The sequence below is a fragment of the Actinophytocola sp. genome (genome assembly GCF_036378875.1).
In the GTDB taxonomy this organism is placed as follows: domain Bacteria; phylum Actinomycetota; class Actinomycetes; order Mycobacteriales; family Pseudonocardiaceae; genus Actinophytocola.
Map to the genome: position 1 here is coordinate 63,771 of NZ_DASUVO010000081.1, position 26,278 is coordinate 90,048.

At 68.4% G+C, this 26,278-nt stretch carries 2 protein-coding genes (1 of these 2 running past the window's edge); both read left to right on the top strand.

Translation table 11 applies throughout. The features are described 5' to 3' along the window. Window positions 1–18,864 (top strand): non-ribosomal peptide synthetase, encoded by an 18,864-nt coding sequence (locus tag VF106_RS23340; protein WP_330841932.1) that lies wholly within the window; start codon window positions 1–3, stop codon window positions 18,862–18,864. Next, window positions 18,861–26,278, top strand: the 5' portion of a protein-coding gene (locus VF106_RS23345) for a non-ribosomal peptide synthase/polyketide synthase (protein ID WP_330841933.1). Its footprint extends 12,250 nt past the window's final position; 7,418 of the gene's 19,668 nt are visible here — the first part of the coding sequence; it begins with the start codon at window positions 18,861–18,863; its stop codon lies off the right edge, out of view. Before VF106_RS23340 ends, VF106_RS23345 begins: the two co-directional genes overlap by 4 nt.

Genomic DNA, 26,278 nt, shown 5'->3' on the forward strand with positions numbered 1-26,278 from the left:
ATGGCCCATCACACGCTGCCGCACGAGACGGTGACGGCACGGACGTACGGACTGCCTGTTCCCGCGGGCCTTGCGGAACTTCTGGACGCCAACGTGATCGACATAGTCATCGCCGCCACGGCGATCGTGCGGTCCCGTTGGACGGGGCAGCGCGACGTCGGAGTCGGTGTGCTGTTCGACGACGACGGTGGGCCCGACACCGCCGCTGACGCGATCGCGACGGTACGGTCCATAGTGGACGACACGCGCGAGTTCGCCGCTTTCCTGGCTCAGATAAGCGGCTCGGCGCACGAAACAGATCCGCACGACTCACCGCCGGCCGTGGTGGTCGTCTCGCGTCGGATCGCTGGTTCTCCCGCGTTCGCGGGACTGCGTCTCGCCGATCTCGATCCCCTCGCGGCGGAAAGGTTCGCCGGGCACCTGGCCCGAGTGCTCGAGCTCGTCGCCGGCAACCCGACTGTCCCGTTGGGCGGCATCGACATCCTGACCATGGACGAGTGTGATCAGATTGTGTTGGCGTGGAACGACACTGCTCGGGACGTGCCCGCGCTGAACTTGCCGGAGTTGTTCGAAGCGCAGGTGGCACGGACGCCGGAGGCTCCGGCCGTGGTGTTCGACGGCGGGTCGTTGAGTTTCGCGGAGTTGGACGCGCGGGCGAACCGGTTGGCGCATGTGCTGATCGGGCGTGGTGTCGGGCCGGAGGGGATCGTCGCGTTGGTCCTGCCGCGGTCGGTGGACATCGTGACGGCGCAGTTGGCTGTGACGAAGGCCGGCGGCGCCTACCTGCCGGTGGATCCCGCCTATCCGGCGGAGCGGATCACGTTCATGCTGGCGGACTCACGTCCGGTGTTGGCGATCACGACGGCGGAGTTCGCCGGTGTGGTGCCCGATGTCGACAGTGTCCTGCTCGATGACCTGTCGGCCGCTGTCGGTGTGGATCGTCGACCGACCGAAGCGGATCGGTTGACTCCCTTGACGTTGGCCAATGCCGCGTACGTGATCTACACCTCCGGTTCGACCGGACGACCCAAGGGCGTGGTGGTCCCGCATCAGGGGCTGGCGAGCTTCTCCGCCGCGGAGGCTGACCACTACCGGGTGGGTCCGGGAGATCGGGTGTTGCAGTTCTCGTCGCCGAGTTTCGACGCGTCGGTGTTGGAGCTGTGCATGTCGTTGCCGGTGGGAGCGGCGTTGGTGGTCCCACCGCCCGGGCCGTTGCTGGGCGAGTACCTCGCCGATGTCGTGGCGTCCCATGGCGTGACGCACGCGCTGGTGCCCCCGGTGGCGCTCGCGACCGTGCCGGAGGGCTCGGAGTTACCGGGTTTGCGGATGCTGACAGTCGGTGGGGACGCGTGTTCGGCGGAGTTGGTGGCGCGGTGGGCGCCGGGCCGGCGGTTGGTCAACTCGTATGGTCCGACCGAGTCCACGGTGGTGTCGACGTGGAGTGAGCCGTTGTCGCCGGGGGATGAGCCCACGATCGGCGGGCCGATCTGGAACACCAGGGTTTACGTCGTGGACGAAAGGTTGCGTCCGGTTCCGGTTGGTGTCGCGGGTGAGTTGTACGTGTCGGGCCTGGGACTGGCCAGAGGTTATCTGGGTCGACCGGGTCTGACGGCGGAACGTTTCGTGGCCTGTCCGTTCGGGCCGGCCGGGTCCCGGATGTATCGGACCGGGGATCGGGTGCGCTGGAACTCGTTGGGGGAGTTGGAGTTTCTCGGGCGGATAGATCACCAGGTGAAGGTCCGCGGGTTCCGGATCGAGCCCGGTGAGATCGAGACGGCGCTGCGCCGGCATGCGCTGGTCGTCGACGCCGTCGTCGTCGCGCGTGAGGACCAGCCCGGCGTCAAACGACTGGTGGCCTATGTGGTGGCGCCGGCCGGCGGTGAGGGCCTGGCGGGGGATCTCCGGGCACTGGCTGACGAGGTCCTGCCTCAGCACATGGTTCCTTCCGTGTTCGTGGTGTTGGACCGGTTGCCGTTGAGTCCCAACGGGAAGCTGGATCGACGTGCATTACCCGAACCGCCCGCGATCGTGTCGGGCACGGCACAGGTGGAACCAAGATCCGACACCGAACAGGTTCTGGCCGGGATCTGGGCTGATGTGCTTGGTCTGCAGCGGGTCGGGGTCGACGACAGCTTCGTCGGCCTCGGCGGCGACTCGATCCTGAGCGCCCAGGTGCTGGCACGCGTGCGTACGACCTTCGGGGTCGAACTGTCCGCGCGTGCGGTGTTCGACGCCAGCACCGTGGCGGAGCTCGCCGAGTTGCTGCCCGCCGCCGAGCACTCGACGGACATCGTCCCCGTCCGGCGAGACCGTGCCCTACCCCTTTCCTCCGCACAGCAGCGGCTGTGGTTCCTCGACCACCTGACCGGTGGGGGAACGGAATACAACACGGGTGTCGGACTCCGCCTGTCGGGCCGGTTGGACATCGCCGCGTTGCGCGCCGCGCTGACCGCGCTGAGTGCCCGCCACGAGTCGCTGCGTACCACGTTCCAGACAGTGGACGGTCGCGGAGTCCAGGTCGTGGCGGCGGAAGCCGAGCTGCCACTGCGGACCGTCGATCTGTCTAATGTGGACGACAGGCTGCGGGACAGTGTGCTGCGGGAGGAACTGTCCGGCGAGCTGACCCTGCCGTTCGACCTCGGGCGCGGCCCGCTGACCCGAGCGGTGCTGGTGCGGCTCGCGGCCGCCGACCACGTGCTGATGCTCAGCCAGCACCACATCGTGACCGACGGCTGGTCGGTCGGCGTGCTCGTGGCGGAGTTCGGCCGGCTGTATGCCGCGCAAACCCGAGGCGGCACGGCCGCACTGGCCGACCTGCCGATCCAGTACGCGGACTTCGCGGCGTGGCAACGATCTGCGCTGTCCACTTCGACCACGGCCCGTGACCTGGACTACTGGCGGCAGAAGCTGGCCGGCATCCAGGCGCTCGAACTCCCGACCGACCGGCCCCGCCCGCTGCTGCGGACCAGCTCCGGCGCCATCCACCGTGCGTCCCTGCCGCCCGGACTGCTCGGGCAGCTGACGGCGATGAGTCATGAGCACGGTGCCACCGCCTTCATGGCCCTGACCGCGGCCGTGCAGGTGCTGTTCTCCCGCTACAGCAACCAGCAGGACATCCCGGTGGGCACCGCCGTCGCCGGTCGTGGCAGAGCCGAGCTGGAGAACGTCGTCGGGTTCTTCGTCAACACCCTTGTCCTGCGTTCCCAGGTCGAGCCAACCCAGCCGTTCACCGAGTTCCTCGGTGCGGTCCGCGAAACCGTGCTGGCGGCGTTCGCCCACGGAGAGGTGCCCTTCGACAGCGTGGTCGAGGAGCTGCGACCCGAACGCGACCCCAGCCGGACGCCGCTCGTCCAGGCCCTGGTCGTGCTGCAGACCGCGATGGTCCGACCGCACGAGGCAGGCGGATTGCGGATCACCGAGCACGACCTGCCGCGCCCGTCGGCCAGGTTCGACCTCGTCGTCGAGTTCTGGCCCCGTGGCGACTCGATGGACGTGGCGATCGAGTACAACACCGACCTGTTCGACGCCGCGACCGTGGAGCGGATGACCGGCCACCTCCTGGTGCTGCTGAAGGGCATCGTCGCCGAGCCGGAACGGCCCCTCGCCCAGCTCCCGCTGCTGAGCGACGCCGAGCTGCATCGGGTGGTGGTGGAGTGGAACGACACCACACGGTACGCGCCCGTGGTGACGTTGCCGGCCCTGTTCGAGGCGCAGGTGGAGCGGACGCCGGAGGGCATCGCCGTGGTCTGCGACGACGTCCAGCTCACCTACGCGGAGGTCGACGAACGCGCCAACCGGCTCGCGCACCTGCTGATCAGCCAGGGTGTCGGTCCTGAGGCATGTGTGGCGTTGACGCTGCCCCGATCGGCCGATCTCGTCGTCGCGGCCATGGCGGTGCTGAAGGCCGGCGCCGCCTACCTGCCGATCGACCTCGCCTACCCGGCGGAGCGGCTCGCTCTGATCATCGACGATGCGCGGCCCGTGCTGGTGCTGACGACGACCGACGCCAGCGACCGGACGGACGTGGCTCAGCTGGTCCTCGATGAGCCGACGGTCATCGACGCACTCGCGGGGAGTCCGACCGGTGATCCGACGGACAGCGACCGGGTGCGTCCGCTCTCGCCGGCCAACGCGGCTTACGTGATCTACACGTCGGGCTCGACCGGCCGCCCCAAAGGCGTCGCCGTCGAGCACCAGAGTGTGGTCGACCTCGCGGCCTGGGCGACGGCCGAGTTCGGTCAGGCCGGCCTGTCGCGGGTCGTGGCGTCGACCTCGCTCACCTTCGACGTGTCGGTGTTCGAGATCTTCTGCCCCTTGTTCGTCGGTGGAACCGTCCACATCGTGCGTGACCTGTTGGCGCTCGGCGAGGTGGCCGGTCGCGTCAGCCTGATCAGCGGAGTTCCTTCGGCCTTCACCCAGCTGCTCGCGCACGGCGCGTTGCCGGTGACCGCGGACACCGTGGTTCTCGCCGGCGAGGCGGTGCCAGCGAAGCTGGTTCGGGACATCCACTCCGCCCTGCCCGGCAGCAGGGTCGCCAACATCTACGGTCCGACCGAGGCGACGGTGTACGCGGCCGCTTGGTACTCCGACGGCGGCGACCAGCGCCAGCCTCCACCCATCGGGTGCCCCATCGCCAACACCACCGCCTACGTGCTCGACGCGTCGCTGCGACCCACCCCGGTCGGCGTCTCCGGCGAGCTTCACCTGGGTGGTCGGGGCCTGGCCCGCGGTTACCTGGACCGGCCGGGCCTGACCGCGGACCGCTTCATCGCCGACCCGTTCGGTGCGCCGGGGGCGCGGATGTACCGCACCGGAGACGTGGTGCGCTGGAACGTCGCGGGCGAGCTGGAGTACCTCGGACGCCTGGACCACCAGGTGAAGATCCGCGGCTTCCGGATCGAGCTGGGTGAGATCGAGGCCGCGCTGCTCGGCCACGGTGACGTCGCGGACGCGGTCGTGACGGTGCGGCAGGAGGAGTCCGGACACAAACGCCTGGTCGCCTACGTCGTCGCGCCGGCCCTGGACGTCGCCGACCTGCGCGGGTTCCTCGGCCGGACGCTGCCGGACTACATGGTCCCGTCGGCGTTCGTCGCCCTCGACGAACTCCCGCTCAACACGAGCGGGAAGTTGGACCGCGCCGCGCTACCGGCGCCGGACTTCGGCGCGGGCCGGACCGGCTACACGGAACCCAGGACCGAGGTGGAGCGTGCGCTCGCCCAGGTCTGGGCAGACGTGCTCGGCCTGGAGCGGGTTGGCGTCCAGGACAACTTCTTCGGGCTCGGCGGCGACTCGATCCTGAGCATCCAGGTCGTGTCCCAGGCGCGCCGAGCGGGTCTGACGCTGCTGTCGAGGGACCTGTTCCTCCACCAGACCATCGCCTCCCTCGCACCGCACGTGACGGAGGCACCGGCCGCCGAGGTCGACCAGGGGCCGGTCGCCGGCCCCGTCCCGTTGACACCGATCCAGCACTGGCTGTTCGAGACCCGGACGACCCGACCGGAGCACTTCGACCACTCACTCGCCGTGGAGCTGGCCGACAATGTCGACCACGACACGCTTCGGCGCGCCCTGAACACCGTGATCGCCCACCACGACGCGCTGCGGATGCGGTTCGACCTCGTGGACGGTCAGTGGTCGCAGCACAACGCGGTCGCCGAAGAAGTGGACGTTCTCGAGGTGCGGGAGCACGCCGAGGTGACCGGCGCCGGACCCGCGATCTTCGACCTCGGCAAAGGGCCGTTGCTCAAGGCGGTGCTGTTCGGCGGTGGCGAGCGGCCCGTGTTGTTGTTGACCGTGCATCACCTCGTGGTGGACGGCGTGTCGTGGCGGATCCTCCTGGAGGACATCGACACCGCCTACCGGAACGTCGCTCTACCACCGAAGACCACCTCGTTCCAGGAGTGGTCGCGCAAACTCACCGAGCACACGCTCGGCGGCGGGTTCGACGACGAGCAGGCACACTGGGACACCTTCGTGCCGACGGACGGTGCCGAGCCGGACGTCGTCGCCTCGACCCGGACGGTGTCGTTGGGGTTGAGCGCCGACGAGACCACGGCGTTGGTGCAGGACGTTCCCGAGGTGTACCAGACGCAGATCAACGACGTGCTGCTGGCGGCGTTGGGTCGGGTTCTCGGTCGGTGGACCGGCCGTGACCGGGTCGTCGTGGATGTCGAGGGGCACGGTCGCGAGGACGTGCTGGCGGATGTCGATCTGTCCCGCACCGTGGGGTGGTTCACCAGCATGTTCCCGGTGTCACTCGACGCGTCGGCCGGCGACTGGGGCACGGCGGTGAAGGCTGCCAAGGAAGGGTTGCGTTCGATACCGCGCCGTGGCCTGGGATATGGCGCCCTGCGTTACCTCGCCGACTGGCTGCCGTGCCTTCCCGCGTCGCCTGTGCGGTTCAACTACCTCGGTCAGGCCGACTGGGTAACTGATGGTGGCATCTACCGTGGAATCCACAGTGGACTCGCGTTGGACGAGGACCCCGCAGCGACTCGTACCCACCTGCTCGACATCGTCGGCAAGGTAGAGAAGCGGTCCTTGGAGTTCACCTGGTTCTACTCGGAGAACGTGCATGACGAGGGCCTGATTCGTGCGATGGCCGAGGATTTGGTCGCGGCGCTGCGAGAGATCATCGCGCACTGTGCTCTGCCCGGAGTGGGCGGACGCACCTCGTCGGACTTCCCCCTGGCCCGCCTCGATCAGTCCACTGTGGATCTATTGGTCGGCGACGGTCGTGCGATCGAGGACGTCTACCCGCTCACGCCGGCGCAACGCGGAATGGTGTTCCACGGCGTCGCCCAGCACGACCAGAGCGTCTACTTCCAGCAGCTGACGTTCGTGCTCGACGGGGTCTCCGAGCCGAGGACCCTGGCGCGGTCGTTCCAACGCATGGTCGACCAGAATCCGGTCTGTCGCAGCAACGTCGTGTGGGACGGCGTGGACGAACCCCTACAGGTGGTCAGGCGCGACGTCGACCTTCCGGTGACCTTCCTCGACTGGACTGCATTCTCCCAGACTGATCGCGAGCAGGAACTCGCCCGTTTCCTGGCCGCCGATCGCGCCGAGGGACTGGACCTGAGCGCGGCTCCGTTGATGCGGCTCGCATTGGCTCGGTTGTCCGCCACCGAGGTCCAGGTGATCTGGACCTTCCACCACGTGCTGCTGGACGGGTGGAGCATCTTCGGTGTCCTCTCGGACGTGTTCGCCGCCCACGCGGCGCTTGCCGACGGACAGCAGCCGGAGCCGGTGGGCCGCCGGCCGTTCCGCGACTACCTGCGGTGGCTGTCCGAACAGGACCACGACGCGGCACAGGCGTACTGGCAAGACATCGTCGCGGACCGCGACTCACCAACACCATTGCCGTACGACCGCCAACCCGTGGATGCGCACCATGCCGAGTCCACCGAAACCGTGGGGACGACTCTGCCCGCCGACACGACCGACCGGTTGCGCGCGGTGACGCAGCGGGGCGGCCTGACGTTGAGTTCGGTCGTCCGGGGTGCGTGGGCGCTGGTGTTGTCGGCCTACAGCGGCCAACGAGACGTCGTGTTCGGGACGACGGTCTCCGGTCGCCCCGCCGAGCTGGTCGACGTGGACTCGATGGTCGGCATGTTCATCAACACCATCCCGACGAGAGTGCACGTTCACCCGGGCCAGCGTCTGCCGGAATGGTTGGGAGACGTGCAGTCCGGGCTCGCCGAGGCTCAGCGGTTCGGCTTCGTCTCGCTGGCTCGGCTGCAGAAGGGCGGCCGCGCCAACCTGTTCGACAGCATCGTGGTGGTGGAGAACTACCCCATCGACGACGAGGCCGCCGCCTCACACGGGTTGCGGCTGCGCGACCTGTCCGCTGTGGAGACCACGAACTACCCGCTGAACGTGATGGTGAGCCCGGGACAGCGGCTGTCGATCGACGTCGGCTACGACCCGGCGTTGTTCGACCGGACCACGGTCGAGCGCCTGGTCCAGCATTTCGTGTTGGTGCTGGGTGGTATCGCCGACGACGTGGATCGTCGGGTGTCGGAACTCCCGGTGTTGACGGCGGCCGAACGGCATCGGGTGGTCGTCGAATGGAACGCCACCACCCGCGCACTGCCGCCGGCCACGATCTCGGGCCTGTTCGCCGAGCAGGTTCGGCGCACCCCACAGGCGACCGCCCTGACCTCGGACACGGGCTCACTGAGCTACGCCGACCTGGACTCGCGGGCGAACCAGCTGGCGCATCGGTTGATCGGCCTTGGCGTGCGGGCGGAAGGTCTCGTCGGTGTGCTGATGGAGCGGTCGATCGACGTCGTGGTCGCCGAGCTGGCCGTGGCCAAGGCGGGCGGGGCGTACGTTCCGGTGGACGTGCGGGCCCCCGCCGACCGGATGCGTGCCATGCTGGCCGGCGTTTCGGTGCTGCTGGTGGACACACGGTGGAAGCACGCCGGGGATGAGATCCACAGTGGACACCGCATCGTGGTGGATGGTGACAGGTCGCTGTCCGAGGAACCGGTCGACCAACCCGACGTCGTCATCGATCCGGACAACCCCGCGTACGTCATGTACACGTCGGGGTCGACCGGGACCCCGAAGGGCGTGGTGGCACGTCAACGGGACGTGGTCACCTTCGCCCGGGACCGCCGGTTCCGCACCGGCGGGCACGAGTGCGTGCTGCTGCACTCACCGCTGGCCTTCGACGCCTCGACCTACGAGTTGTGGGTGCCGTTGCTGGGCGGCGGCCGCGTCGTGCTCGCACCGCCGGGCGACGTGGACGCCGACGTGCTGCGGCGCATGATCCGCGAACACGGGGTGACCGGGATGTTCCTCACCTCCGGGTTGTTCCGGATGGTGGCCCAGGACGGACCGGAGAGCCTGAACGGCGCGCACGAGGTGTGGACCGGCGGCGAGGTCGTGCCGGCAACCGCGCTTCGGCGGGTGGCGGCCGCCTGTCCGGGCCTGGTCGTGGTCGATGTCTACGGGCCGACGGAGACGACCACGTTCGCCACGCAGCGCAGCATGGTCGGCGCGGACACGGTGCCCGACATGGTGCCGATCGGGCGACCGCTGGACAACATGCGCGTGTACGTGCTCGACGACGTGTTGCGGCCAGTGCCGATCGGTGCGCCGGGAGAGCTGTACATCGCCGGCGCCGGGCTGGCCCGCGGCTACCTGGACCAGCCGGGCCTGACGGCGGACCGGTTCATGGCCTGCCCGTTCGCCGCTGCTGGTGAACGGATGTACCGCACGGGTGACGTGGTCGAGTGGACCACGGACGGCGAACTGGAGTTCGTCGGGCGGACGGACGATCAGGTGAAGATCCGCGGGTTCCGGATCGAACCAGGTGAGATCGAGGCCGCGCTGCTGTGCCACCCCGATGTGGCCGACACCGTCATGGTCGTGCCCGGCGACCCGACTGGCCGCAAGCGGCTGGTCGCCTACGTCGTGCCCTCGCCAGGGTCGGTACTCGAGACCCGCGTGTTGCGGGAGTTCCTGAGCGCCACGCTGCCCGACTACATGGTGCCCTCGGTGTTCGTACTGCTGGACCGGTTGCCGCTGAACGTCAACGGCAAGCTCGATCACCGCGCACTGCCCGAGGTCGACTGGGCCGCACTGGCGAGCGCCGGGAACGTGGCGCCCCGCGATGCCGCGGAGACCGAGTTGGCGAGGATCTTCGCCGAGGTCCTCCGGGTGGAACGAGTGGGCGTCGAGGACGACTTCTTCGAGCTGGGCGGTGACTCCATCCTCAGCATCCAGGTGGCGTCCCGTGCGCGCCAGGCCGGTCTGAACGTGCTGCCGAGGGACCTGTTCCGGCATCCGACCGTGGCGACGCTGGCCGTGAGCGGCGTCAACACCGAGGTGAAGGCCGTCGACCAGGGTCCGGTCACCGGGAATGTGCCGTTGACCCCGATCCAGCACTGGTTCTTCGAGACCCAGACCGTGCACCCCGAGCACTTCAACCAGTCGGTCCTCACCGAGCTGGAGCACATCGTCGAGCACGGCGCGCTGCGTGATGCGCTGGCCGCGGTGATCGCCCACCACGACGCGCTGCGGATGCGGTTCGACGTGGCCGGCGGTCGGTGGACACAGCACAACGCTCCGGTAGACCAGGTGGAGGTCCTCCAGGTCCGCGATCCGTCCACTATGGACGAGACGATCGCTGAGATCCACCGGAGTTTCGACCTGAGCCAGGGGCCGTTGCTCCGGGCGGCGTTGTTCGAGTCCGGCGCCGGTGAACGGCCCCTGCTCTTCCTCGCGGTGCACCATCTCGTGGTGGACGGCGTGTCCTGGCGCATCCTGCTGGAGGACCTCGACAGCGCCTACCGCAAGGTTGCCCTACGGCCGAAGACGACATCGTTCCGGGACTGGGCGTCGCACCTGACCGAACACGCGCTCGGTGGCGGGTTCTCCGGCGAGCTGGCGTACTGGGCAACGGTGACGGCGGACGCCGAACCCGCGCTACCGACCGACGACCACGGCGACAACACGAGCGGGTCGACGCGCGAGGTCGTGGTGCGGCTCGAGGGCGACGAGACCAGGGCGTTGCTGCAGGACGTTCCCGCCGTTTATCGCACGCAGGTCAACGACGTCCTGCTGAGTGCGTTGGCCCGGGTGCTGTCCGAGTGGACCGGCCGTGACCGGGTGCTCGTCGACCTCGAGGGACACGGTCGTGAGGAGCTGTTCGACGACGTGGACCTGTCCCGCACGGTCGGGTGGTTCACGACCATGTTCCCGGTGGCGCTCAACGCCGGATCGGGTGACTGGGGTTCGGCGCTGAAGGCCGTCAAGGAACAGCTACGCGCGGTTCCCGGACGTGGCCTTGGTTACGGTGCCCTCCGTCATCTCGCGGGCACCGCTGTCGCCGGGGGACCACCGCAGATCAGCTTCAACTACCTCGGCCAGTTCGACTGGACGACCAGCGGCGACAGCGTGTTCCACGAGATTCGCGGCGGCGTCGGCGGATCGGAGGGGCCGGAGGCAGCCCGACCACACGTGCTCGACGTGGTGGGCAGAGTAGAGCACGGAACACTCGAGTTCACCTGGTACTACTCGAAGAACCGGCACCACGAGGCGACCGTTCGGCAGTTGGCCCATGGCCTGCTCCACGCACTGCGCGAGATCATCGAGTACTGCGCGACACCGGGAGCAGGTGGCCGTACCCCGTCCGACTTCCCGCTGGCCGGACTCGATCAGTCCGCTGTGGACCAGTTGGCGGGTGACGGACGTTCTGTCGAGGACGTCTACCCCCTGACCCCGATGCAGGCCGGCATGGTGTTCCACAGTCTGATGGACACCGGCTCGGGCGCCTACTTCAACCAGGTGCGCCTTCAGCTCTCCGGTGTCGCCGACCCGCGAGCCATGGGAGCCGCCTGGCAACGGGTCGTCGACCGCACCCCGATCCTGCGCAGCAGCGTGCTGTGGGAGGGGTTCGCCGAACCCCTGCAGGTCGTCCGGCGAGACGTGGAACTGCCGGTTCGGTACCGCGACTGGACACAGTGGACACTGGTGCGGCGGGAGCGCGAACTGGCCCGCGTGCTCGCTGACGACCGTGACCAGGGACTGGACCTCGCCGAGTCACCGCTGATGCGCCTGACCGTGATCACGACCTCCGCCGACGAGGTCCTGTTGGTATGGACCTTCCACCATGTGTTGCTCGACGGGTGGAGCGCCGCCCAGGTGTTCGCGGAGGTGTGCGAGCAGTACGCGGCGATCGTCGCCGACCGCCCGCCGGAACTACCGGCCAGGCGCCCGTTCAGCGACTACATCGAGTGGCTGTCCGAACGGGACCTCGACGAGGCACAGGCCTACTGGCGGGCCGTTCTCGGCGATGTCAGCGCCATCACCCCGTTGCCCTACGACCGCCCACGCGGCGAGGAACACCAGACCCGGTCGTCGAAGACCGTGCGCATGACGTTGTCGACCGAGGAGTCCACGCGCCTGCGTGCCGTGGCGCAGCGGAACGGTCTGACGTTGAGCACGGTGGTTCAGGGGGCGTGGGGCATGCTGCTGTCGGCGTACAGCGGGCAGCGGGAGGTCGTGTTCGGGACGACGGTCTCGGGCCGGCCCGCCGAACTGCCCGGCGTCGAGCCCATGGTGGGCATGTTCATCAACACGGTGCCGACGCGACTGGACGTGCGGGGTGCGAAGAAGCTGATCCCGTGGCTGCGTGACCTCCAGGCCGGCCAGGCGGAGTCGCGGCGCTTCGACTTCGTGTCACTGGCCCAGCTCCAGAAGTGGTGCGGCACGAACCTCTTCGACAGCATCGTGGTGTTCGAGAACTACCCGTTCAACCCGCAGGACGCGGCAACGCACGGAATCGGTCTGGTGAAGTCGCAGGACGAGGAACCGACCAACTACCCGCTCACCGTCGTGGTGAGTCCTCATGGCGAACTGTCCGTTCGGCTCGACTACGACCCGACGTTGTTCGACGTCACCACGGTCGGCCGGATGGCGGCGAACCTCGAAGCCCTGTTGTCGAGCATGGCCACCGACTCCGACAGAGATGTGCGCGAGTTCGGCGCGGTGTCGCCGGCAGAGCGGCACCGGGTGTTGGTCGAGTGGAACGACACCGGCCACGGGACCGCGCCGGCGAACGTGCCGGAGGTGTTCGCCGTCCAGGTGACTCGTACGCCGGACGCGGTTGCGGTGGTGTCGGATGACAGGTCACTGACCTACGCGGAGCTGGACGCGTTGTCGAACCGACTGGCTCACCGGCTGGCGCGGCTCGGGGTTACCCAGGAGCTGCGCGTAGGTCTGCTGATGGAGCGGTCCGTCGATGTCGTTGTCGCCGAGTTGGCGGTACTGAAGGTCGGTGGAGCGTATGTCCCGGTGGACCTACGCGCGCCAGTCGATCGAATGCGGGCGATCCTGACCGAGGCCGCTGCCTCGATTCTCATCACAGACCAGGCGTGGCAGGAGACCGCGTCGTTGGTACACAACGGATCCGTCATCCTCACCACCGACCTCGACGACGAGCCGGCGGCGCCTCTCGCCGTGACGGTCGATCCGGACGCCCTGGCGTACGTGATGTTCACGTCGGGGTCCTCCGGGGTGCCGAAGGGCGTGGCGGTGTCCCATCACGACGTCGTCGGCCTTGCCGGGGATCGCCGGTTCGCGGGCGGTGCGCACAGTCGGGTGTTGCTGCACTCGGCGGCGGCCTTCGACGCGTCGACGTACGAGGTCTGGGTTCCGCTGCTCGCCGGTGGCCGGATCGTCGTGGCGCCCGAGGGCGATGTGGACGCCGACGTGTTGCGTGGGGCGGTTTCCCGCCACGGCGTGACGGCGGTGTGGCTGACGGCGGGGCTGTTCCCGGTGATGGCACATGATGATCCGTCGTGCTTCACGGGCGTGCGCGAGGTGTGGACCGGTGGGGACGTCGTTCCCGCCGACGCGGTACGCCGGGTGCTCGACGCCTGTCCTGGGCTGGTGGTCGTCGATGGCTACGGCCCCACCGAGACGACCACGTTCGCGACCGCCTATCGCGTGCCGAGCATGGTGCCGGACCTGGTGCCCATCGGGCGCCCACTGGACGGCATCCGGGTGTACGTGCTGGACGGTGGCTTCGGGCCGGTGCCCATCGGCGCCCCGGGGGAGTTGTTCATCGCCGGCACCGGCGTCACTCGGGGATACCTGGATCGTCCCGGGCTGACCGCCGAGTCCTTCGTCGCCGACCCGTTCGGCCCGGCCGGGGGTCGGATGTACCGAACCGGTGACGTGGCGCGGTGGACGGTTGACGGGAACGTGGAGTTCGTCGGCCGGGTCGACGACCAGGTCAAGATCAGGGGTTTCCGGGTCGAGCTGGGCGAGATCCAGGCCGCGCTGGTCGGACACGATGCCATCGGCAAAGCCGTGGTCGTCGTACGCCAGGGCCGATCCGGCGTCAAGCGGCTCGTGGCCTACCTCGTACCCGCCACAGAGGACGGTATCGACACCGAGGAGCTGCGGCGGGAGGCGGGCGTGCTGCTGCCCGACTACATGATCCCCTCGGCTTTCGTGGTCCTGGACGAACTGCCGTTGACCCGCAACGGAAAGCTCGACCGAGACGCGCTACCCGCGCCGGACTTCCAAGGCACGCCGGAAAGGCACGTGGCGCCGCGCAACGACGCCGAGGCGGAGCTGGCGAGGATCTGGGCCGAGGTTCTCGGGTTGGACCGGGTCAGCGTCGAGGACGACTTCTTCGAGCTGGGCGGCGACTCGATCCTGAGCATCCAGGTCGTCTCCCGAGCGCGCAAGGCCGGCTTCGGCATGACACCGCGAGACCTGTTCCGCTACCTCACCATCGCGGTGCTGGCGGCCAGCGTCAGCGAGGTCGTCACCGAGACGATCGACCAGGGCTTGGTGACCGGCCACGTGCCGCTGACCCCGATCCAACACTGGTACTTCGAGACCAATCCCGATCACCCCGATCACTTCGACCAGTCGGTGCTGGTCGAGCTGCGCGGCGGACTGAGCAGGGATGCCTTGCGCGGTGCGCTGGCCGCGGTGGTCGCCCACCATGACGCACTGCGGATGCGGTTCTACGAGGTCGACGACCAGTGGACACAGCACAATTCCCAGGCAGAGCAGGCCGAGCTGCTCACGGTGCATGGCCTGTCCGGTGTGGATGGTGGCAGGTCGGATGCGGCGATCGCATCGGTAGCGGCAGCGGTGCACACGAGCTTCGACCTCGCCTGGGGGCCATTGCTCAAGGCAGTGCTGTTCGACTTCGGTGGTAGTCGGCGGCCCGTGTTGTTGCTGGCCGTGCATCACCTCGTCGTCGATGGCGTGTCGTGGCGGATCCTGCTCGAGGACCTTGACACGGCCTACCAGCAGGTGGCTCGCGGCGACACCGCCGTGCTCGAGCAGAAGACGACCGCGTTCCGGGACTGGGCGTTGCGGCTGTCCGAGTTCACGCGGGGCGGCGGGTTCGACGACGAACTGACGTACTGGGCAGACGTCACGAGCCAGAGCGATCTCGGGTTGCCGGTGGACTATGCCGGTCCCAACACGGCTGCCTCGACGCGGTCGGTGTCGTTGGGCCTGAGCGCCGAGGAGACCGCGGCGTTGCTGCAGGACGTTCCCGGCGTGTACCGGACGCAGATCAACGATGTGTTGTTGGCGGCGTTGGGTCAGGTGTTGGGACGGTGGACCTGGCGCGACCGGGTCGTGGTTGACCTCGAAGGGCACGGCCGCGAGGACGTGCTGACGGGCGTGGACCTGTCCCGCACCGTGGGGTGGTTCACGACCATGTTCCCGGTCGTGTTGGACGTTGGTTCGGACGACTGGGGTTCGCTGCTGAAGGTGACCAAGGAGAGGTTGCGCTCGACACCGCGGCGCGGTGTGGGCTACGGCGCGCTGCGCTACCTCGCCGACGGCGAAGGCCCGGCGGGAACCTCCCTGCCGGCGGTCAGTTTCAACTACCTCGGCCAGTTCGACTGGACCAGCCTCGGCAAGGGCCTGTTCCACGAGATGCTGGGCGGCCTCGGATCCGACATCAGCGACGACGCCGCTCGCGGCCACCTGCTCGACATCGTGGGCAGTGTCGAGAACAAGCGGCTGGAGTTCACGTGGTACTACTCGGAGAACGTCCATGCCGAGGCCACGGTCCACGTTCTGGCCGAGCAGCTGGTGGCAGCACTGCTGAACATCATCGAGCACTGCGCCGCGCCGGACGCGGGTGGCCGCACCCCGTCGGACTTCCCGCTGGCGAAACTCGAACAGTCCACAGTAGACGCGCTGGTGGGTGACGGGCGTTCCGTCGAGGACGCCTATCCCCTGACGCCGATGCAGGCCGGCATGGTGTTCCACGGAGTGTCCCAGCAGGACCAGGGCGTCTACTTCGAGCAGGCGACCTTCGTGCTGGACGGCGTACCCGACTCAAGCGTGCTCGCCCGTGCGTTCCAGCATGTCGCCGACGCCACCCCGATCCTGCGCAGCGGGATTGTCTGGGAAGGCGTTGACGAGCCGTTGCAACTGGTCCACGGCGAGGTCGAGGTGCCGGTGACCTTCCTCGACTGGCACGGATCTTCCGAGGAGGACCGGCAGCGAAAGCTCGCGGAGCTGCTGGAGGCCGATCGGGCCGAGGGACTGGAACTGGACGCGGTCCCACTGACGCGGCTCGCGGTGGCACGGCTGTCCGCCAGCGAGGTCCAGGTGCTGTGGACCTTCCACCACGTGCTGCTCGACGGCTGGAGTGTCTTCCAGATCCTGTCCGACCTGTTCGCCGCCCATGCCGCGCTGTCCGACGAACAGCGGCCGGCGGCGCCCGTTCGCCGCCAGTTCCGGGACTATCTCCACTGGATGTCCGAACAGGACCACAGCGCGGCGGAGACGTACTGGCGCAAGACACTCGCGGGCTATGACTCGCCGGCGACCCTGCCGTACGACCGGTCACCGGTTCGGCAGTACGCCACCCGCTCGTCGGCGTGGCTGTCGTTCGAACTGGACGCCGAGCGCACCGGTCGGCTGCGTGACGTGGCCCAGTCGAACGGGTTGACCGTCAACACGGTCGTCCAGGGGGCCTGGGCGCTGCTGCTGTCCAGGTACAGCGGCCAACGTGACGTGTGCTTCGGCGCGACCGTGTCCGGCCGTCCCGCCACCCTTCCCGGTGCGGACGACATCATCGGCATCTTCATCAACACACTGCCCGTACGGGTATCGGTCGACGACGAGAGTCGCCTGATCGACTGGTTGCGGGAGGTGCAGGCCGGTGAGGCCGAGTCGCGACTCTTCGACTTCGTCTCACTGGGGGAGCTGCAGGGGTGGAGTGCCCTGCCGGGCGGGACGAGCCTGTTCGACAGCATCGTCGTGTTCGAGAACTATCCGATCAACGACCAGGCAGCCGCCACACACGGGTTGGGACTGCGTGCGCTGTCGGCCGTGGAGACGACGAACTATCCGTTGAGCCTGGTGGTGTCTCCCGGTGAACGGTTGTCGATCGAGTTCGGCTACGAGTCCGCTCTGTTCGACACCGCGAGCATCGAACGGATCGCCGGCCACTTCACCCGCGTGCTCGAGCTGGTCGCCGAGAACCCGATGGTTTCACTGGGTTCCGTCGACATTCTCGCCACGGCCGAGCGGGACCAGCTTCTGGGGGCGTGGAACGACTCCGGTCGCGAGGTGGCCGAGCTGACGTTGCCGGAACTGTTCGAGCAGCAGGTGGCCCGGTCGCCCAGGGCCTCAGCGTTGATCTTCGACGGCGGGTCGATCCGTTTCGCGGAGCTGGACGTGCGGGCGAACCGGTTGGCGCACGTGCTGATCGGACGTGGTGTGGGGCCGGAGGGGATCGTCGCGCTGGTGCTGGGACGGTCGGTGGAGATCGTGGTGGCGCAGTTGGCCGTGGCGAAGGCAGGCGGTGCCTATCTCCCTGTCGATCCGACCTATCCGCCCGAGCGGATCGCGTTCATGCTGGCCGACTCGCGGCCGGTGGCGGTGGTGACCACCGCGGACCTCGCCGGGACGCTACCCGACACGCACGCCGCCGACGTGGTGCTCGTCGACGAGATGTCCACAGCCGACGGTCGGGACGACAGTCCCACCGACGAGGACCGGGTGACTCCGTTGGCGGTGACCAACCCCGCCTACGTCATCTACACCTCGGGGTCGACGGGGCGCCCGAAGGGGGTCGTGGTGTCCCATGCGGGGCTGGCGAGCTTCGTCGCTGCCGAGGCCGACCACTACCAGGTGGGTCCGGGAGACCGGGTGTTGCAGTTCTCGTCGCCGAGCTTCGACGCGTCGGTGTTGGAGCTGTGCATGTCGTTGCCGTTGGGGGCGGCTCTGGTGATCCCGCCGGCGGGGCCGTTGCTGGGCGACGCCTTGGTGGAGATCGTGGTTTCCCAGAGCGTGACGCACGCGTTGGTCCCGCCGGTGGCGTTGGCCACCGTGCCCGAGGGCGTGACACTGCCGGGGCTGCGGATGCTGACGGTGGGCGGAGACGTCTGTTCGGCGGAGCTGGTGTCCCGATGGGCGCCCGGACGGCGGTTGATCAACTCCTACGGTCCGACCGAGTGCACGGTGGTGTCCACGTGGAGTGCTCCGCTGTCGGCGGGGGAGGTGCCCTCGATCGGCGGGCCGATCTGGAACACCCGGCTGTTCGTACTGGACGGCGGGCTGCGTCCGGTTCCGGTCGGCGTCGCGGGCGAGCTGTTCGTCTCGGGTGCGGGGTTGGCTCGCGGATACCTGGGGCGCGCGGGGTTGACGGCGGAGCGGTTCATGGCGTGTCCGTTCGGCCCGCCGGGCTCCCGGATGTACCGAACCGGGGACCTGGTGCGGTGGACCGCACACGGTGCGCTGGAGTTCGCCGGGCGGGTCGACCAGCAGGTGAAGATCCGCGGGTTCCGGATCGAACCCGGCGAGATCGAGTCCGTGCTTCGATCCCACGCCGAGGTCGATGACACCGTGGTCGTCGCGCACGAGGAAACGCCTGGTGTCAAACGGTTGGTGGCGTATGTCGCCACCTCGAGCGCCGACGAGAGTCTGGTCGAGACACTTCGGACGATGTCCGGCGAACGCCTGCCCGAGTACATGGTTCCGTCGACGTTCATGGTGCTGGACCGGTTGCCGTTGAGTCCCAACGGAAAACTGGACCGACGGGCACTACCCGAGCCATCCGGGGCGATGTCCGCGGTTGGCTATACCGAGCCACGCAACGACACGGAACGGGCTGTGGCCGAGATCTGGGCGGAAGTGCTTGGCGTCGACCAGGTGGGTGCCGAGGACAACTTCTTCGCCCTCGGCGGCGACTCGATCCGCAGTCTCGGCATCGCGGCCAGGACCAAGGTCGCGTTCGAAATCCCACTGACTCCTCGTGACGTCCTGGTCGCGGCAACGGTCTCGGCACTGGCCGAGCTGGTCGAGGAACGGGTCCTGCGCGAACTCGAAGAGCTTGTCGGAACGGAGTCTTCATGACGAGGCAGAGCCGCATCGACGCGTTGTCTCCCGAGGTGCGGGAGTTGTTGCGGCGTCGGCTTGCCGGACGTACCGGGCAGCCGGATGTCATCCCGCACGCGGACCGCGGCGGTTCGTTGCCACTCTCCTTCGCCCAGCAGCGGCTGTGGTTCCTCAACGAGCTGCGGCCGGAGGACTCCGAGTACAACAGCGCGGTGGGGCTTCGGCTGACCGGAGCGTTGGACGTCGACACACTCGCGGCCGCGCTGACGGCTCTGGCGGCACGCCACGAGTCCCTGCGGACCACGTTCGAGGACGTCGACGGCCATGCCGTCCAGATCGTCCACCCCGAGGTCGACTTCCCGTTGACGGTCACCGAACTGGGAAGCGACGAGCTGGACCGGCTGTTGTACGAGGAGTACTCCCGTACGTTCGACCTTCGGCGCCGGCCGCTCTGGCGGGCGCTGCTCGTTCGCGTCGCGACCGAGGAACACGTCCTGCTGGTCACGGCGCACCACATCGTCACCGACGGTGTGTCGATGGGTGTCGTCGTCGATGAGCTGAGCACCCGGTACGGGGCGATCGCCCACGGTGAGCCGGCCGACCTGCCGGCGGCCTCTCCGCAGTACGCCGACTTCGCGGTGTGGCAGCGGGCCAGGCTCGCCGGAACCGTCATGGACCAGCACCTCGACTACTGGACCACGCAACTCGCCGACATCGTCCCGCTGGCGTTGCCGACCGACCGGCCACGACCGGCCGTGCGCACCTCCGCCGGCGCGGTGCACGAGTTCACCGTCGGCGCGGACGCCCTCACGCGCCTGGCGTCGCTCGCTCGCGCGTACAACACGACGCTGTTCACCGTCCTGGTGGCCGCCTGCCAGGTCCTGTTCGCGAAGTACACGGGCCAACGCGACATCGCGCTCGGCACGGTGGTCTCCGGACGGGACCGGCCGGAGCTGGAGCGGATGGTCGGCTTCTTCGTCAACACCATCGTCCTGCGGTCCACTGTGGAGCAGTCGACGCGGTTCTCCGACTTCCTCGACGCGGTCAGGGACACCGTGCTCGACGCGTTCGCGCACGACGAGGCTCCCTTCGAGAAGCTGGTCGAGGCGCTGCACACCGACCGCGACCCCAGCCACAACCCCCTGTTCGACGTCATGGTGCTGCTGCACGGCACGCAGGGCGCGTCACCGCGGTTCGCCGACCTCGGCGTCGACCGGGTCGACCTGACCCGCAGGACGACCAACTTCGACCTCACCGTGGAGTTCCAGGAGTCCGGGGGCGTTCTCGGTGGCTCGATCGACTACAACACCGACCTGTTCGACCCCGCGACGATCGAGCGGCTGGCCGGGCACCTGGTGCGGCTGGTCGAGGCCATCGCCACCGACCCGGGACAGCCGATATCGCGGCTGTCGTTGATGTCCGCCGCCGAGCGGGACCTGGTGACGGTGGAGTGGAACGACACGTACCGCGAGTGTCCTGCTGGGACAGTGGCCGGACTCTTCGCCGAACGGGTCCGGCAGGCACCGAATGCGACGGCGATCGTCGCCGACGGGGTGTCGCTGACCTGTGCGGAGTTGAACGCGCGGGCGAACCGGCTGGCACACCGGCTGGTCCGGCTCGGCGTCCGGCCGGAACACGCGGTAGGCCTGCTCATGGAGCGCTCGGTCGATCTCGTCGTGGCCGCGCTGGCGATCGTCAAGGCGGGCGGCGCGTACGTGCCGTTGGACGTACGCGCACCCGCGGAACGGATGCGGATGCTGCTGCGCGAGACCGGCGCGAGGCTCCTGCTCGCCGACCGCGTCTGGCGGACCGTCGCCAACGAGATCCACAGTGGACAGGTCGTTTCGGGTGATGACCACCTTCTGACCGGCCCGGACACCGATCCGGAGGTCGCGATACGCCAGGACAACCTGGCCTACGTCATGTACACCTCGGGCTCGACCGGAGTCCCGAGAGGGGTGGCGGTCCGACAGCGGGACGTGGTCACGCTGGTCGCCGACCACCGCTTCGAAGGCGGCGGGCACGACCGTGTCCTGCTGCACTCACCGACCGCGTTCGACGCCTCGACCTACGAACTGTGGGTCCCGCTGCTGAACGGCGGCCTGGTGGTCGTCGCACCGCGAGGTGACCTCGGCGTCGACACACTGCGACGGGTGATCGCCGAGCACGGGGTCACCGGGGTGTGGCTGACCGCCGGGCTGTTCCGGATGGTCGCCCAGGACGGACCGGACTGTCTCGTTGGTGTGCGGGAGGTCTGGACCGGCGGCGACGTGGTACCTGCCGCCGCCATCCGTCGCGTGCTGGCCGCCTGCCCCGGCGTGGTCGTCTCGGACGGCTACGGGCCGACAGAGACGACCACGTTCGCCACGTCGCACGAGATGTCGGACGTCGGGTCGGTGCCGGACTCGGTGCCGATCGGGCGTCCGTTCGACAACGTCCGGGTCCACGTTCTCGACGGCGCGCTGTCACCGGTGCCCGTCGGCGTGGCCGGCGAGCTGTACATCGCGGGCGCCGGACTGGCCAGGGGATACCTGAACCGGCCCGGTCTGACCGCGGACCGGTTCGTGGCCGATCCCTTCGGCACGCCGGGTTCGCGGATGTACCGGACCGGGGACGTGGTGCGGTGGACCGCCGACGGCCTACTGGAGTACCGGGGCCGCGCCGACGACCAGGTGAAGATCCGCGGGTTCCGGATCGAGCCGGCCGAGATCGAGGGCGCGCTCACGCGGCATCCCGACGTCGCCGAGGCGGTCGTGGTCGTGCTGGACGACCAGGGACGCAAGCGGTTGGTGGCCTATGTGACGTCCACAGTGGCGGACGTGGGAGATCTGCGTTCCTGGCTGAAGCGGAGCCTGCCCGACTACATGGTGCCCTCGGCGTTCGTGGTGCTCGCCGAGTTACCGTTGAGTGCCAACGGCAAGGTGGATCGCAAGGCGTTGCCCGCGCCTGCCAGGGACGAGGAAGCGCGTTACACCGCACCCCGCGGCGAGGTGCAGACCACGCTGGCCGAGATCTGGGCCGACGTTCTCGGCGTGGACCGGGTCGGGGTCGAGGACAACTTCTTCGAACTGGGCGGCGACTCGATCCTGAGCATCCAGGTCGTGTCCAGGGCCAGGCGCGCCGGCCTGCGGCTGACCTCCCAGGATCTGTTCCTGCACCAGGTGATCACCGAGCTGGCGACGAGCGTCGAGACATCGGCGGTGGCGGAGAGCGACGATCGGCCGCTCACCGGCCCGACCCCGCTGACGCCGATCCAGCACTGGTTCTTCGAGACGGTGACGGTCGCTCGTGAACGTTTCGCCATGTCCATGCTGGTGGACCTGCCGGCCGAGGTCGACGAGAAGGCGTTACAGGACGGCCTTGACGCGGTCGTAGCGCATCATGAAGCACTGCGGACCCGGTTCTCACTCGTCGACGGACAATGGCATCAGGAGATCGCACCAGCCGAACAGACCGTGCTCCACTGTCGTGATCTGTCCACACTGGACGTCGAGGCGCAGCGGGTCGCGATCGAGACCGACGCGTTGGCCGCTCAGGCGGCCCTGAACCCGAGTGCCGGCCCGCTGATCAGGGCCGTGCTGTTCGACCTGGGCGTCGAGCAGCGGCCACGTCTGTTCCTGACCGCGCATCACCTCGTGATGGACGGCGTCTCCTGGCGCATTCTGCTTGGCGACCTCGAAACCGCCTACCGCCAGGCGGCATCGGGCGAGCCGGTGGAACTGGAACCGATCGGTACCTCGTTCGCCGACTGGGCGCGACGGCTGGCCGAGCACGTCGAGTCCGGCGCGTTCGACGAGGACCTCGCACGATGGACCGCCGTCTCAAGTGCGGCCGATCTTCCCATCGACCACGACGGCACCAACACCGTCGGCTCGCTGCGTACCGTCACCGTCCGGCTCGATCGGCACCACACCGACGCCTTGCTGCGCAAGGTTCCTGGCGTGTACCGCACTCACGTCAACGACGTCCTGCTCAGCGCCCTGGGCCGCACCCTGTCGAACTGGACAGGACGCGACGGTGTGCTCATCGACATGGAGGGACATGGGCGGGAAGATCTCTTCAGTGGGGTCGACCTGTCCCGAACTGTCGGGTGGTTCACGACCATGTTCCCGGTCGCGCTCACGGTGTCCCGTGAAGGTGGTTGGGGCCCGGTTCTCCAGTCCGTCAAGGAACAACTCCGTGCCGTGCCACACCGGGGACTCAGCTACGGCGCCCTGCGCTACCTACGTCAGAGCACGTTGAGCGCCTCACCACGGATCAGCTTCAACTATCTCGGCCAATGGGACATGGCGCAGGCCGCGAACTCGTTGTACCAAGCCACAAGTGACACCGTTGGACAGGACCATGCCCCGGAGCAACTCCGCGCCCACGAGCTGGACATCTCGGCCATGGTGCAGAACGGGGAACTGGAGCTGAGTTGGCTCTACTCCGACCAAGTGCATGACGACGCCACGGTGACACGCCTGGCCGAACAGATGCGCCAGGCGCTGCTGGAGATCGTCGACCACTGTGCCCACCCGGGCGCGGGCGGACGTACGCCGTCCGACTTCCCCCTCGCCACGCTCGACCAGTCAACCGTCGACCGGTTGGTGGGCAACGGAAAAGCGGTGGAGGACATCTGTCCGCTGACACCGTTGCAGGCCGGGATGGTGTTCCACAGCCTGATGGACGCGACGTCCGGCGCCTACTTCGACCAGGCACGGCTGAGGCTGACCGGTGTCTCCGATCCCCGGGCGCTCGGCGCGGCCTGGCAGCGCGTGGTGGATCGCACCCCTGTGTTGCGCGGCTCCGTGGTGTGGGAAGGCGTGGACGAGCCGCTTCTCCTGATTCATCGACAGGTCGCGGTACCCACGACGTACCACGACTGGCGTGATGTGTCCGATATGGACAGTGAACTTGCCTGGGTGGCGGCTGAGGACCGCGCGGCAGCCAAGGACCTGACCAAGGCCCCGCTGATGCGCCTGACCATCGCCCGGCTGCCCGCCGACGAGGTGATGCTCGTCTGGACCTTCCACCACGTCCTGCTGGACGGCTGGAGTCTTGGCCAGGTCTTCGCCGAGGTGTGCGAACAGTACGCGGCGATCGTGCACGGCCGTCGGCCGGAACTGCCCGTCCGGCGGCCTTTCCGCGACTACCTGCACTGGCTGCGTGGTCAGGACCAGTCCCTGGCCGAGGCCTACTGGCGGCGGCTGCTGGCCGGGTTCGAGTCACCCACGCCGCTGCCGTTCGACCGGCTGTCGTTGGAGGCCCACCGCACCGAGTCGTCCGAGTCGGTGCACATCGCCCTGTCCGCACAGATGTCCGGACAGCTGCGCCAGATGGGCAAGCAGAACGGGTTGACCGTGAACACGGTCGTCCAGGGCGCGTGGGCGTTGCTGCTGTCGCGCTACAGCGGCGAACGGGATGTCGTCTTCGGTACCACCGTGTCCGGCCGTCCGGCCGAGTTGGCCGGTGTCGAGTCGATGGTCGGCATGTTCATCAACACGGTGCCGACTCGCGTCCAGATTGACGACACCCAGCAGTTGGTGGGCTGGTTGCGGGAACTGCAGACTCAGCAGGCCGAGTCCCGGCGGTTCGAGTCGGTGTCGCTGGCCGAGCTGCGGGGCTGGAGCGACCTGTCCGGCGGTAACAATCTGTTCGACAGCTCGGTCGTCTTCGAGAACTACCCGTTCGACGACACGGCCACCGCGGGAGCCGGTATCCGGGTGGCCGAGGTGCGGGCGGTGGACACGACGAACTTCCCGCTCAGCGTCCGTGCCCACCTCGACGACCGGCTGCACGTCGCGTTCTCCTACGACCCGCGGTTGTTCGACGCCACCACCGTCGAGCGGTTGGCGGCGCACTTCGAGGTGTTGCTGACCGGGTTCGTCACCGACCCGGCTCGGTCCGTGGCGGACTCGCCGATGCTGACCGAGGCCGAGCGACACCAGGTGCTGGTGGAGTGGAACGGCTCTGCCCGCGATCTCCCCGCCGGCACCCTGCCGGAGCTTTTCGCGGCGCAGGTGGGCAGAACGCCGGCGGCGATCGCGGTCACCTGCGAGGGCGACAGCCTGACGTACACGGAACTCAACGCACGGGCCAACCGGCTTGCTCACCGGTTGATCGAACTGGGGGCCGGGCCCGAGCGGTTCGTGGCGTTGTCCTTCCCCCGCTCGATCGAGATGATCGTGGCGATCCTCGCGGTGCTCAAGGCGGGGGCGGCGTACCTGCCGTTGGACCAGGACCTCCCGCTGGAACGTGCCAGGGCGATGATCGACGACGTCCAGGCCATCACCTGGCTGAACGAGATCGGCGACAACGAGCGCTACGCGGACACTGATCCGCCGCTGTCGGCGTCTCCGGCGAACCCGGCCTACGTGATCTACACCTCCGGATCGACCGGCGTGCCGAAGGGAGTGGTGATCCCGCACAGCAACGTCACGCGCCTGTTCGCGGCCACCCGCGACCTGTTCTCGTTCGACGAGCACGACGTGTGGACACTGTTCCACTCCTACGCGTTCGACTTCTCGGTCTGGGAGATCTGGGGTCCGCTGCTGCACGGCGGGCGGCTCGTCGTCGTGCCACAGGCCGTGTCCAGGTCGCCGCGTGACTTTGTGAGACTCGTGGTGGACGAGCGGGTGACGGTGCTCAACCAGACCCCATCGGCGTTCTACGAACTGATGGACTCGCCCGAACTCGACGGCCTGCGGTACGTGATCTTCGGCGGCGAGGCGCTCGACATGGGACGGCTGAGGACCCGGCCCGACGGACCGGTGTTGGTGAACATGTACGGGATCACCGAAACCACCGTGCACGTCACCCATGCGGTGCTCGCGAGGGAGTCGGCCGGCACGATCGGCGTCTGCCTGCCCGACCTGAGGGTCTACGTGCTCGACACCGGCCTACGCCCGGTTCCGGTGGGGGTGGCCGGCGAGATGTACGTCGCAGGCGCGGGTCTGGCTCGCGGCTACCTCAACCGCCCCGGCCTCACGGCGGACCGGTTCGTCGCCGACCCGTTCGGCGTGCCCGGCACCCGGATGTACCGCACAGGCGACGTCGCCAGGTGGTCTACCAAGGGCCAGCTGGAGTACCTCGGCCGCGCCGACCGCCAGGTGAAGATCCGCGGGTTCCGGATAGAACTCGGCGAGGTGGAGGCCACGCTGCTCGCGCTGCCCCAGATCGCCTCGGCCGCGGTGATGGCACGCGAGGACGAGACCGGGCACTACCGGCTGGTGGCCTATGTCGTGCCAGTCGCCGACGGGGACCTGCCGAACTTCCGTGCCGAGCTGATGCGTTCACTACCGGACTACATGGTGCCGTCGGCTTTCGTGTCTCTGACGGAGTTCCCGTTGACCCGCAACGGGAAGCTGGATCGGCAAGCACTGAGTGCCGTGGACGTCGACGCGGTCGCCAGCAGCGGGTATCAGCCGCCTCGCACCGATGCCGAACGAAC